The organism is Rickettsia endosymbiont of Villa modesta, assembly GCF_964026485.1.
Taxonomy (GTDB): Bacteria; Pseudomonadota; Alphaproteobacteria; order Rickettsiales; family Rickettsiaceae; genus Rickettsia; species Rickettsia asembonensis.
This window is the reverse complement of record NZ_OZ032157.1, coordinates 471,347-483,791: the sequence shown is the minus strand read 5'-3', so window position 1 is coordinate 483,791 and position 12,445 is coordinate 471,347. Positions and strand designations below refer to the sequence as shown.

Sequence of the window (12,445 nt, the reverse complement as noted above, 5' to 3'; positions counted from 1 at the left end):
CTTGTAGGACGACGTAGCCAATTTTTGAAGTTCATCGAGTATACAACTCACACCTCATATGCCCTTCCTCTATCCCCACCAACTTCGCTTTAAATATCTGCCCTATTTCTAAAGGTTTATCTAACTTCACCGGAATAAAATTCTCGGTATGGGCAATATTATTATTCTCTACCAATAACTCTACTTTCTGACCTATATGCTTCTTAAAGAACTCAGATAGCTGATTCTGCCCCTCTTGTCTTAGAATTTCGGCTCTTTCTTTCCTTATAGCTTTCGGTACTTGCGGCATACGTGCTGCAGGCGTTCCTTCTCTTTCCGAATAAGGAAAAACATGTAAATATTGTAATTCCGCTTCTGAAATTAATTTTCTTGTATTTTCAAACATTTCAGGAGTTTCAGTCGGGAAACCTGCTATAATATCAGCTCCAAACGATACTTCCGGTCTTATAGCCCGCAACTTTCGACAAAACTCTATTACGTTTGCCCTATTATGCCGTCTTTTCATACGTTTTAATATCATATCATCGCCTGCTTGCAAGCTAATATGAAAATGCGGCATTATTCTCTCACTATAAGCTATAAGCTCAAAAAGTTCATCATCTATTTCTGCAACATCTATTGAAGATAAACGAAGCCTTTTTAGTTCAGGCACTAAATTTAAAACTCGTTTAATCATTTGTGCAAATGTTGGACTTCCAGGTAAATCTGAACCGTAAGCCGTAACGTCAACACCGGTAAAAACTACTTCTTTAAAGCCGTTTAGTACTAAATGCTTTACCTGCTCTGCTATAGCTCCTATCGGTACTGATCTACTTTTACCTCTACCGTAAGGGATAATACAGAAAGTACAAAAATGATCACAACCGTTTTGTACCTGAATAAAAGCACGAGATTTACCGTCAAAGCTACTTACCAAATGACCTGCCGTTTCTTTCACCGACATTATATCGTTAACTGCTATTTTTTCATCCGTAATTTGGTAATAGCTAGGCAATAACTTCTCTTCATTACCTATAACCTTATCAACTTCCGGCATATTACCGTACATTTGTGGACTTGTTTGAGCACTACAACCGGTAACGATAATTTTTAAATCAGGATTATTTTTTTTAGCCTTGCGGATAGCTTGTCTTGCTTGTTTCTCAGCTGCTTTAGTTACTGCACAAGTATTGAATATTGCCACATTATCGATACCCGATAATTCCAAGTTTTTTCGTATTATCTCACTTTCGTAAATATTAAGTCTACAGCCGAATGTTACTACTTCTTGTCTTAAATTATTGCTCACAATAATATTCCCCACGTGCTACAAGCGTAGCTGCTCCTTGCATTATTATATTACCGTTTTCTTCTTTCATAGTAAGGCTGCCATGCTTAAATACTACCATACTTGGTGAATGGATAAAACCAAGCTTTAAACCGGCAGCAAAACTACCGCAAGCCCCGCTTCCGCAAGCAAGCGTTAACCCTGCTCCTCGCTCCCAAACGGATAAATAGATTTTATTATCTTTTACTTCAGCAAAATTAACGTTTACCCCATCTGCGAATAATTCCTTAGCCTGTAATTTTTCACCAACAATTTTTTGATCTTGAGGTTCTAACTTACTAAAAATAACCAAATGCGGATTACCTATATCAATACAAATAGTTTCCTTTAAATCAATCATATAACGCTCTGCGAGTTCCCAAATTTTATCACGGCTTGGCATCCAAGCTTCATTAAAACTAACCCTTCCTACATTAACGCTAATATTATTTTCATCTTCCACATTACATAGCAATTTTTTATTGCCTACCATTACAGTAATATCTTTCTTTCCCGTATCAAGATAAATTAACTTGGCTAAACATCTTGTAGCATTACCGCATAATTTAGCACTAGAGCCGTCTATATTATAGATAATCATCTCATAAAAATTATCATGCTCTTCATAAATAATAAACTGATCACAACCTATACCTGTATGACGATCAGCCATATTTTTTGCTAGCTTCGATAAATCATATGAATTTGCTAAATCTCGTTTGTTAACAATAACAAAATTATTACCAAGACCATGCATTTTTACAAAATTAATTTTACTAATCATAATGTTTTATATATTAGGCAATTGTATTATAGCAAATTATAGCAAATTTGCTATAATGAAGTTATTATATATAAAAATATAGACTATTATGCTAATTTCACGTTTCTTAGACCCTAAAAATAACTACGCATTTTTAAAAATTTTCGGCACGGAAAAAAACAAGGATATACTTATTCATTTCCTAAATGATATTTTGGGTTATACGGGAGAAGAAGTAATTACCGAAGTTACTTTTTTAAAAACTAACCAAGATCCTGATATTGCAGCTTATAGACAATCTATAGTAGATGTATTGTACAAAGATAAACACGGTACTCAATTCATCATAGAGATGCAAGTAAGTAAACATCCGGGCTTTGAGAAAAGAGCTCAACTTTATGCGGCAAAAGCCTATTCAAGGCAAATACTCAAAGAGGATGAGAATCATAAGAAAATGGCAGTATACGCAAAACTCCGAGGAGTAATATTCTTAGCTATTGCCGATTTTATTTCCCGATAAAAAAGATTGGAGATCAAATCATAGGCTTCTTGATACCAAGACTTACGAGAACGACTTACAAGATTTTTATTTTATTTTTTTAGAGCTTGAGAAATTTAATAAAGAATTAGATCAATTAGAGAATCTTCAAGAAAAATGGGCATATTTCTTTAAACATGCACATGAAAGCACTCTAGAAGAAATGGAGAGTTTAATAGGTCATGATTTTATTATTAAAAAAGCTTTTTATGCTTTAGATCAAGCTAGTTGGTCTGAAGAAGAGTTAAATACTTATGCAAAAATGATAAAAACCGAAATGGATAATTTAGCCGTAGAAGAACAAAAAATTATGGATGCTGAAGCTAAAGGAGAAGCAAGAGGAGAGACCAAAGGAGAAGCCAGGCAAAAAATTTCTATGGCTAAAAAAATGTTAGCAAAAAATAGACCTTTAGATGAAATTATGGAATTTACCGATTTAACAGAAGAAGAAATCGCAAAGTTAAAGTAATGAAGATACTTAATATTATGCTAAGTCGTGATCTTGGCGGAATTCAACAAGCATTTTTAGATTATAATGCAGCTCTTGAAATGCAAAAAATTGAGGTTATAAATATCACTTCTTACAAAGCAAAAATAAATTCTTTTCTACGTAAGACAAGTTTTAAACTACCTAACTTAGTACCGATTGATCCGTTATCGGTACTTATTCTTAAATATATAATCTACAAAATTAAGCCCGATATAATTATAGCACACGGTAATAGAGCAATAAATTTTAGTAAATTTGCTAAATCACAAAATATAAAATTAATCGGTATCGCTCATAATTATAGTTTAAAAGGACTACGTAAATGTGATTTTGTTATTGCCTTGACGCATCATATGAAAGAATTTTTACTAAAAAATAACTTTGCTGAATCTAGGATATGCACCTTACCGAATATGATAAATATTTCTAAAGACTTTACTCCAAATAAAACATATAGAAAACCTATCGTAATTGGTGTACTAGCAAGATTTGTAGCTAAAAAAGGTGTTGATGTTTTTATTAATGCTATAAAAAATTTAAAAGAAAAAACATATGATATTCAAGCTGTTATAGGTGGAAGCGGTGAGGAAAAAGATAATTTAATTGCTTTAGCACGTAAACTTAATTTACAAGATCAAATATCATTTACAGGATGGGTTAACGATAGAGATAAATTCTTTAAACAAATAGATATTTTTTGTTTACCGTCTCTTCATGAACCATTTGGAATTATAGTGCTTGAAGCAATGGAGGCAAGCGTTCCTATCGTTAGTACAGATACTGAAGGACCTGCAGAAATCTTAAATCATATGCAAGACGGGCTTATTTGTAAAGCCGACTCTGCTGAAGATTTAGCAGAAAAAATTGTCTATCTAATAGATAACCCTATAAAAGCAAAAGAATTTTCTAAAAACGCCTACCTTACTCTCAAACAAAATTATGATATTAAAGTTGTTTCTGAAAAGTTACAGCATATTTTAGAAAGCTTGATATAAGCGAATTTTGCAAGATTCGCCTGTGCTCACGTATTTTTTATACGCTGTGCAGGTTCACCTTTAAATTCATCTTATCTGAAGCTTTCTAAAATATGCTGTAGCAATATTATTACATAGTTTAAAATATAGTTAGTTGAAAAAATAATAGTCTATATTGGCATAATAGTTTAAAGATTCATAATTAAAATTAAGTAATGTTAATTTATTTTAATGAATCTATCTTGTATCGCTTTATTGCCACTACTGCACTCCTCTATGTCATTCCCGCGAAAGCGGGAATCCAGTAAAACATATAAAAACTTGTTTTTGTATGTTTATTTTATCAAATATGTAATTTTTGCTCTAATATTAAGATTACTATTTTTGGATTCCCGCTTTCGCAGGAATGACATAAAAGGTAACAGGAATGACATAGAGGAACGCAAGGATGACATAAAAAGGTCTAGAAATAACATACCTGCTATATCAATTTTTATATTCCTGTTATGTAGTTGTAGTACTAAACAAACTAATACTATCCCTAACCTCCCATTACCTACTTACTTGGAATAATTATTCTTTAGCACAAAAAGATAATATGCCACAGCAATGGTGGCTACAATTTAACGATCCGGTATTAAATCAGCTAATCGAAGAATCTTTAACCGGTAACTCGGATATTGAGTTGGCAATGAGTAATGTACTTGCTGCAAAAGCACAGCTTAACCTTGTTAATTCTTATAACGCGAATTTAGGATAAGGAAGAAGAGAAGCATGGAATAAGAATAAAGTATTTACAAGTTAAGAGTGTTGGGTTACTGAAGTTTTTCAACAAAAAAACAAGAACCCGACAATGAAAAAATGTATCACAACTTTATTTTATATACTAGACAATTTTTGTGAAATATATGAAGAATGGGAGAAGCAAAAATTAATACCAACAGATAGAAAACGCCGGAGAGAAGGGAATTTAAGCCTTTCAGAGCTTTTAACTATCGTATTATATTTTTATATATCGCCGTGCAAAGATTTTAAGAATTATTATTTATATCACTTATCATATAAATATAGAGGTTATTTTAAATTACCAAGTTATAGTCGAATAATACAATTATGGTCAAGATTAATTCTACCGCTTGGTTATAATGTTGCAACTATTTAGAGGAGAGGAAACAGGAATTTATTGCATAGATTCAACTAAATTATCGATATGTTATACAAAACGTACAAATAGCAATAAAGTATTTAGTGGTATACTTCTTTTACCTGAAGAATTGGTAGTATTAGATATTAATTATCCATAAGAACATTGATTATTCGCTCATCTAAATATTCATTTTCCAACTTTTCAAGTTAAAGAAGTATATAGCTAAAATAGGGATGAGTAGTTATGGATGGTTTATGGGGTTTAAGTTGCATATAGTAATTAACAATAAGGGAGCGATTATGGCGATCAAAATTACCAAAGCAAATAATAGTGATTTATCGGTAGCAGACGATATAACTGATGGATTACAAGGTAAACTCTTTGGTGATAAGGGATATATTTCTAAGGAATTATTTACTAAATTATTAGGTCGTGGATTACGCTTATTTACAGGAATTAGAAAAGATATGAAGAATCATTTATTGGAAATGGAAGATAAAATACAGCTTAGAAAAAGGTCGTTGGTTGAGTCAGTATTTAATGTCCTAAAAAATAATATGAATCTTGAACACTCAAGGCATCGATCACCTACTAATTTTTTAGTTCATATTCTAGCTTGTGTTAATGCTTTTAATATTACTAAAACTAATATTTTAAACTCTTTTTTCGATAATCTTAAACTCTTCTTATCCTAAACTGGCGTTTAAAACATTACCAAGTTTCAGTGGTTGGAAGCGTAAACATATTATTGGTGCTATTAATCTTAAGGATTTAGAGGTAGTAACAACTGACAATCCTAAGGTTAATGGTGATTATATTATTGAATTTTTAAAGAAATTAGAAGCAAATAATCAAGATAAAAGTAAGATTTATTTGATATGCGATAATGCTGGATATCATAGGTCAAAAAAGGTAAAAGAATATCTACAATACAGTAAAATAGAGTTACTATTTTTGCCAGCATATAGTCCTAATTTGAATCCAATTGAACGACTGTGGAAATTTATGCATTCTGTTGTAAGTAACAATAAATTTTATGCGAATTTTGAGACATTTACTGATTCTATACGAATATTTTTTGAAAATATTGAAAAATATAAAAATAAAATTTCTTCATTGGTAAATGACAATTTTCAAACCATTGTGCCTAATCATTTTAACAACTCTTCATGTTGAAGAAGTATACCTGATATGTAAATATAAAAACGATATTAAATCTATTTATTACATAACCGAACAACTTTTTAATATTTGTAACGAAAATACAAATATTAAAACTATAGAAACAGAGACTGAACGTTCTTACAAATATGTTGAATATTACCGAAGCTGGGATGGCTTACCTAGTTATTGGCATATGGACTTTAAAGGGCTACCAGGCTTTGATACGAAATCTTTGATTATTGGCAATTCTGCATTATCAGAAAATGATTATGAATAATATTTAAATCAATAATAAAAATTCTAAAATAATTCTAGAAATTTTATAATTTAGATGATATAAAGTTAAGCCATAACCGGAGAGATGGCCGAGTGGCCGAAGGCGGCGGTTTGCTAAACCGTTATACGGGTCATACCGTATCGAGGGTTCGAATCCCTCTCTCTCCGCCAGCTCTATGCTCTTTTATTTTCTTTATAATGCTTAGTATATTTATCTAGTAACATCCTAATCATTTTTTGATAAGGAACATGTGCAGTTGCTGCTTCTGATTTAAAGAATTCTACGCTCTCTTTACTTAAAGAAATGGTTACTTTTACGGAATCATCTTTTAACAACAGTTCTCTAGGATGTGGTAAGAAATCTTTTACTATTTTTACTTCCCCTATTTCCCCATCAGTGTATTTTATTCTCTTGCTCATAAATTCCCTTACCTTTACGCCAGTATCCTGCTCCAAAAATTCTTATATAATTACCTCGAAACATAAAACGGACTGTTAAAATATTACCATCAACTTGACCTAAACAAAAATATCTTTTCTCGAGAATACTATGGTCTATATCTTCTAAAATTATCCTATTCATATCTAGAAAAGCTTCTTGGGCTTCATAAAAACTTACGTTATGCTTCCTTATATTAATTTTATTTTTTCTTCATCCCATTCAAAAGAGCAAGACATTTTTAACCTATAATTATTAATTTAATAATAGTTTGTTTTATAATAAATGTCCATATATGTATATGGGTAATAAACCATATTTTAAAATTAATAGTTTTCAAAGTAGACATAACAAAACTTAAGCGTAGCCTAAGTTCTGTGGACATTTCTAAGGCTAATCTAAACTCGTTAAAGGTTCGCATAACGTACCATGCTCCCGCCAACGTCTGGACAGTTAGCCAATTCTTATAGTTTAACTTCCGGGAAAGCCAAGGAGTAATCAAGGTTTCCGCCTTTCAAATTTAGGTTAGAGAATACAAATTATCGCCTTATTTCCTTTATTTAACAAGAAAATTAGATTTACATGTAAAATGTCTTTTCATACCTTACCTTTTTAAATTTTATTAAAAACTTTAACTATTTAAGATTATATAATATCATCTTCTTCACCCATTAATTTCATTAAGTCTGGATAGGTTTGCTCATATTGAGCTATAAGCTCAAGTGTTTCTGTTTTATCATGAGATGATAATTTAACTTTACCATTTTCTACTAACTCTCTTAATTCTTTAATTCTTTTATTTCTTGTAAGTTAGCATAATGGAAGTGTTGAGAGATAAGAAATTAAGTAGCGAATTATAGGAAGGATATTTTTTTGGAAGAAATAGTGTTTAAAATTAAGATAATTTTTGTTCAGTATACTTCTTTAACTTGAAAAGTTGGAAAATGAATATTTAGATGAGCGAATAATCAATGTTCTTATGGATAATTAATATCTAATACTACCAATTTTTCAGGTAAAAGAAGTATATATACAAAATTAGTAAAAATCAGTGGAGATTTTGTTATTATCTATGCGTTATCCATTATAATATTAGCTAGCCGTTAAAACGGTTAAGCGTTTCAAATTAAAACATATAGCATTCATAAATTCCGAGAATTGATTTTTGGCAATACCAATATATCTGACACGTTTATTATCTTGTGAGAATACTCTTTCAAAAGGTGCTCTAATTTTTGTATAATATCTATCAAGGTCAAAATTTTTATCTTTCATGTTATTTTTCTTTACAGCACAAAGATGCACTTCTTGCCTAGTTGCTGTATCTTTGGTAGACTTTGTACAATATGCTTTATCTACATATGCAGCACCGGAGCGTGGCATAACGTGTTTAAAACCTTTGCTATCAGTAACATTTGCAGAGGTAACTGCAACCTTATTAATAATCCCTGATTGGATATCAACGCTAACATGTTTTTTATAACCATACCAAAACTTATTACCTCCTTTACAACCAATTTTAGCTTGTTTATCATTCGCAACTTTGGGCAAAGTCTCATTATTTAGCTTGTCATATTTTTGCTTCCTCAACTCATCACGTTCTGTCCAAAGACTAGCTTTTGAGATCAAATGAGAGGCATCTACAAAGGTAAATACCTCGCTCATATAACCTTGCTTTCGTAGTTGTTCTCTAAAGTTTGCAAATATTTTTGATAGTAAGTTAGTACCTATTTTCTTACGTATTTTACTAAACACACTATAATCTGGAGTCGTCTCTGTAAGAGCAAAATCACAAAACCATTTGCCGGCATTACTATCAGCCAAATAACGTTCTAATTCTCGATCAGATAAGTCTTCCATAAATTGTAGAAGTAAACATTTAAATAACCTCAATGCTCCATAGCCTTTATAATTAGCTTCAGTTTCTATCGCTAATAACTCTCTTGCAACTGCTTTGAAATTAAATTAACTTTTAAATTTACGATATTGATGTTCCGGGCTAACTAATTCATCTAAACTGACCATTGTTATTTGATGCTCTGACATTTTTTACTTTCTTATTTTTTTATCACATTATAACCTTTTACTCTTCATAGCTCAACACTCCCTTTATAGTACTAGTTGGAAGTAATCAAGTTATAGAGCTAAGAAAAATTAATACTTTTGTAAAAATTATATGTAGCGTAGCAATTGAAAAACAGTTTTAAAATGCTTAAAATAATTTGACTATTTTAGAAAATTTTAATAAACTTAATTAATAAACTCAATCGATAATACCAAATATGAAAACAGCTTTTATCTTCCCCGGTCAAGGGTCGCAATTGATCGGCATGGGAAAAGATTTTTATGATAATTTTAAACCCGCCAAAGAAACTTTTCAAATCGTTGATGAAGCACTAAATCGAAAACTTACCGACATAATTTTTAACGGCACTTCCGAGGAACTAACCCTAACTACCAACGCACAGCCGGCATTAATGGCAGTATCTATGGCAATAATAAATATTATCAAAGCTGAAACCGGTAAAAGTTTGGATAGTCTGTGCAATTATGCTGCCGGTCATTCGCTAGGTGAATATAGTGCTTTATGTAGCACTGAAAGTATTAGTCTTGAGACAGCAGCAAAACTACTGCATATACGTAGTACATCTATGCAAGAAGCATGTCCCGAAGGTGAGGGAAGCATGGCAGCGTGTATCAATATTCCACTTCAAAAACTTGAAGAAATATTAGAAGATATAAACAAAATAAATTTATGCCAAATTGCCAATGATAACATCGAAGGACAAATAGTTATTAGCGGCAAGACCACAGCTATAGATCATGCTATTAGCATAATTAAAGATTTAGGCTATAAAGCGATAAAACTGAAAGTCAGTGCTCCATTTCATTGTAGCTTAATGAAGCCGGCAGAAGAAAAAATGCGAGTAGCTCTTGATAAAATTGTAATTAATAAGCCTTTGATACCAGTAATCCAAAATTATACCGCAAAACCTACTCTAAATCCTACAGAAATCAAACAAAATTTAATTCTTCAAATATGCGGACGAGTTAGATGGCGTGAAACTTTAGAACTATTTAATACCTTAGATATAACTCATATAGTAGAAATAGGTGCCGGAAGCGTATTAACAAATATGCTCCGAAAAATTAATTATCCATATAAGTTAAGTAATATAAGTAATTTAGAAGAACTACAGAATTTTTAGACACTCTCTCATAACTTCTGATTTATACTCAAATGATTTCAAGAACCCTCATTTTATTTTGAGAGGTGAGCACCCGCAGCCTATACTTAAATTATGAAAATTAGTTTTAGTTTTTTTAAGCAATTGCTAGAATTATTAACTAGTGATTGGCGGAGCTATTTAAATAAGGTAATAACGGAACTTGAAAAGTTAGCTTTAACAGATATACTTCTTTAACTTGAAAAGTTGGAAAATGAATATTTAGATGAGCGAATAATCAATGTTCTTATGGATAATTAATATCTAATACTACCAATTCTTCAGGTAAAAGAAGTATACTAATGATACATTTTTAAAAGAAGAATGTTATAGAACAATTGCTCTTATTAAAGGATACATTAAAGAAGGTGAGTATCCATGGTATGTTGTTCCTTTTGATAAAAAAGATAATGGAAGTGTTGAGAGATAAGAAATTAAGTAGAGAATTATAGGAAGGATATTTTTTTGGAAGAAATAGTGTTTAAAATTAAGATAATTTTTGTTCAGTATACTTCTTCAACATGAAGAGTTGTTAAAATGATTAGGCACAATGGTTTGAAAATTGTCATTTACCAATGAAGAAATTTTATTTTTATATTTTTCAATATTTTCAAAAAATATTCGTATAGAATCAGTAAATGTCTCAAAATTCGCATAAAATTTATTGTTACTTACAACAGAATGCATAAATTCCCACAGTCGTTCAATTGGATTCAAATTAGGACTATATGCTGGCAAAAATAGTAACTCTATTTTACTGTATTGTAGATATTCTTTTACCTTTTTTGACCTATGATATCCAGCATTATCGCATATCAAATAAATCTTACTTTTATCTTGATTATTTGCTTCTAATTTCTTTAAAAATTCAATAATATAATCACCATTAACCTTAGGATTGTCAGTTGTTACTACCTCTAAATCCTTAAGATTAATAGCACCAATAATATGTTTACGCTTCCAACCACTGAAACTTGGTAATGTTTTAACTACATTCTTTCTAATCCAACCAAATCTTGCTCGAGTTTGGTATTGAGGATGAACACTATCCATAAAATAAATAGACTCATCTTTAGCTAAATTATTTTTTAGCAAACTATATTGCAGCTCAAATTCCTCTTGCTTAGCTAAATCTATTTTTCCAGGAATTAACTTAGGTTTCTGATAACTAAAACCAAGTCTGTGTAACAGCTTGATTACCCCAGCTAATGTATAGATTACTCCATATTGACGTTCTATGAACAAACCTATATCTCTAGCATACACATAATTATTATTTTCTAGATGAACTATTAACTCTGCTTCCTCCTGTCTAGTAAGTTTACTATCACTACCGCCATTTCCAGGCTTAAGCTTCTGAGCATTATGATAATCTATTAAATGTTTTCTTATCCCTTCATCACTCAGTAATAACACTTTCGATATCTCATCAATACTATAGCTATCATCATACATGAAAACAGCTTTGATTCTATCACAAATCCTCTTATCCCTTTCGCTTCTATGGTAAAGCTTTAATTCTTCTTTTTCTACTGATGTTAATTTTCTATAAATCCATTCTTACTTAATAACACTTGCTGACTTCTTTGACAATTTTTCATTTACTAGAGGTATATACTCACGTACTATTGTACGCTCCGCAGACTTACTCTTAAATTCATCCTGTCTGAAGCTTTGTGAATTTTGCTGTATTTCCGTATATGGTTGTAAAATAACTGGTTTTAATATATATGTTTGAGTCATACAAATTATATTTTATATTATAACCAAGTGGGATTAACATTATTACACGTTAAAAGATTTGCCGCAGCCGCAATTAGCTTTTTCGTTAGGATTGGTGAAAGTGAATTGGGATTTGAATTTAGTCTCTACATAGTCCATTTCAGAACCTAGAATATACATTAATGCTTTTGGGTCGATTAGTATCCGTACGCCCTTTTCTTCTACTACTTCATCGAATTGATTTTTACTGTCGGCATATGCAACGTAATAAGTCTGACCGGCACAACCGCCGGCTTTAACCCCTACCCTAATGCCAAAAGTAGGCTTAGCTCGTTTTTCTATTAGCAATTTTACTTGCTTTGCAGCAGAGTCGGTTAATGAAATAACATTTTTCATGTT

The 12,445-nt window shown here is 31.2% G+C and carries 11 protein-coding genes, 1 tRNA gene and 3 pseudogenes; 7 read left to right on the top strand and 8 right to left on the bottom strand.

Annotation, left to right across the window (positions count from 1 at the left end):
* Nucleotides 1-31 precede the first annotated feature (31 nt).
* Both mtaB and dapF read right to left on the bottom strand, forming a co-directional pair.
* A complete protein-coding gene (gene mtaB / locus AC5584_RS02670; protein ID WP_499216756.1) occupies nucleotides 32-1,303 on the bottom strand; it encodes a tRNA (N(6)-L-threonylcarbamoyladenosine(37)-C(2))-methylthiotransferase MtaB in 1,272 nt (423 codons plus the stop codon).
* Nucleotides 1,278-2,090, bottom strand: coding sequence for a diaminopimelate epimerase (dapF, locus tag AC5584_RS02665; RefSeq protein WP_499216755.1), 813 nt, complete (start codon nucleotides 2,088-2,090; stop codon nucleotides 1,278-1,280). Before dapF ends, mtaB begins: the two co-directional genes overlap by 26 nt.
* Before the next feature lie 88 nt (nucleotides 2,091-2,178).
* Between dapF and AC5584_RS02660 the strand changes: the two are divergent.
* Nucleotides 2,179-3,076: pseudogene (locus AC5584_RS02660) on the top strand (Rpn family recombination-promoting nuclease/putative transposase).
* Nucleotides 3,076-4,092, top strand: a complete 1,017-nt coding sequence (locus tag AC5584_RS02655) for a glycosyltransferase family 4 protein (protein ID WP_499216754.1) — start codon at nucleotides 3,076-3,078, stop codon at nucleotides 4,090-4,092. The pseudogene AC5584_RS02660 and the gene AC5584_RS02655 overlap by 1 nt, the downstream one beginning before the upstream one ends.
* Here AC5584_RS02655 and AC5584_RS02650 read toward each other — a convergent pair.
* Nucleotides 4,046-4,193, bottom strand: a pseudogene (locus AC5584_RS02650) (palindromic element RPE3 domain-containing protein); the annotation flags it as partial. The gene AC5584_RS02655 and the pseudogene AC5584_RS02650 sit on opposite strands and share 47 nt — an antisense overlap.
* Before the next feature lie 476 nt (nucleotides 4,194-4,669).
* Here AC5584_RS02650 and AC5584_RS02645 point away from each other — a divergent pair.
* The 4 genes and pseudogenes from AC5584_RS02645 to AC5584_RS02630 all read left to right on the top strand — a co-directional run bounded on the left by AC5584_RS02645 (nucleotide 4,670) and on the right by AC5584_RS02630 (nucleotide 6,829).
* Nucleotides 4,670-4,831, top strand: coding sequence for a hypothetical protein (locus tag AC5584_RS02645; protein ID WP_499216753.1), 162 nt, complete (start codon nucleotides 4,670-4,672; stop codon nucleotides 4,829-4,831).
* A gap of 93 nt (nucleotides 4,832-4,924) precedes the next feature.
* Nucleotides 4,925-5,913 (top strand): annotated as a pseudogene (locus AC5584_RS02640) (IS982 family transposase).
* Nucleotides 5,888-6,394 (top strand): IS630 family transposase, encoded by a 507-nt coding sequence (locus AC5584_RS02635; RefSeq protein WP_499216924.1) that lies wholly within the window; start codon nucleotides 5,888-5,890, stop codon nucleotides 6,392-6,394. Before AC5584_RS02640 ends, AC5584_RS02635 begins: the two are co-directional and overlap by 26 nt.
* 343 nt (nucleotides 6,395-6,737) lie before the next feature.
* Nucleotides 6,738-6,829: transfer RNA gene (locus AC5584_RS02630), tRNA-Ser, on the top strand.
* Between the two features lie 3 nt (nucleotides 6,830-6,832).
* Here the strand turns inward: AC5584_RS02630 and AC5584_RS02625 are convergent.
* From AC5584_RS02625 to AC5584_RS02615, 3 genes are all read right to left on the bottom strand, one after another.
* Nucleotides 6,833-7,078 carry a CopG family transcriptional regulator gene (locus tag AC5584_RS02625; RefSeq protein ID WP_045812941.1) on the bottom strand — a complete coding sequence of 82 codons (246 nt, stop codon included), beginning with the start codon at nucleotides 7,076-7,078 and terminating at the stop codon, nucleotides 6,833-6,835.
* Nucleotides 7,053-7,292: a BrnT family toxin gene (locus AC5584_RS02620; protein WP_499216923.1), complete on the bottom strand. Its 240-nt coding sequence runs from the start codon at nucleotides 7,290-7,292 to the stop codon at nucleotides 7,053-7,055. Before AC5584_RS02620 ends, AC5584_RS02625 begins: the two co-directional genes overlap by 26 nt.
* 897 nt (nucleotides 7,293-8,189) lie before the next feature.
* Nucleotides 8,190-9,026 carry a transposase gene (locus AC5584_RS02615; protein WP_499216920.1) on the bottom strand — a complete coding sequence of 279 codons (837 nt, stop codon included), beginning with the start codon at nucleotides 9,024-9,026 and terminating at the stop codon, nucleotides 8,190-8,192.
* Between the two features lie 353 nt (nucleotides 9,027-9,379).
* On the opposite strand from AC5584_RS02615, the gene fabD reads away from it, so the two are divergent.
* On the top strand, nucleotides 9,380-10,306 hold the full coding sequence (gene fabD / locus AC5584_RS02610) for an ACP S-malonyltransferase (protein WP_499216752.1): 927 nt from the start codon (nucleotides 9,380-9,382) through the stop codon (nucleotides 10,304-10,306).
* Between the two features lie 534 nt (nucleotides 10,307-10,840).
* Here the strand turns inward: fabD and AC5584_RS02605 are convergent.
* Entirely contained in the window at nucleotides 10,841-11,794 is a 954-nt protein-coding gene (locus tag AC5584_RS02605) for an IS630 family transposase (protein WP_499216922.1), read from the bottom strand.
* A 315-nt stretch (nucleotides 11,795-12,109) separates the two neighbouring features.
* Entirely contained in the window at nucleotides 12,110-12,442 is a 333-nt protein-coding gene (locus AC5584_RS02600; protein WP_499216751.1) for an iron-sulfur cluster assembly accessory protein, read from the bottom strand.
* Nucleotides 12,443-12,445: the final 3 nt, after the last annotated feature.

Bases quoted from the DNA above. Each gene is read 5' to 3' on its own strand.
- dapF (WP_499216755.1), bottom strand. From the start codon at position 2,090: ATGATTAGTAAAATTAATTTTGTAAAAATGCATGGTCTTGGTAATAAT.
- AC5584_RS02655 (WP_499216754.1), top strand. From the start codon at position 3,076: ATGAAGATACTTAATATTATGCTAAGTCGTGATCTTGGCGGAATTCAA.
- AC5584_RS02645 (WP_499216753.1), top strand. From the start codon at position 4,670: ATGCCACAGCAATGGTGGCTACAATTTAACGATCCGGTATTAAATCAG.
- AC5584_RS02625 (WP_045812941.1), bottom strand. From the start codon at position 7,078: ATGAGCAAGAGAATAAAATACACTGATGGGGAAATAGGGGAAGTAAAA.
- fabD (WP_499216752.1), top strand. From the start codon at position 9,380: ATGAAAACAGCTTTTATCTTCCCCGGTCAAGGGTCGCAATTGATCGGC.
- AC5584_RS02600 (WP_499216751.1), bottom strand. From the start codon at position 12,442: ATGAAAAATGTTATTTCATTAACCGACTCTGCTGCAAAGCAAGTAAAA.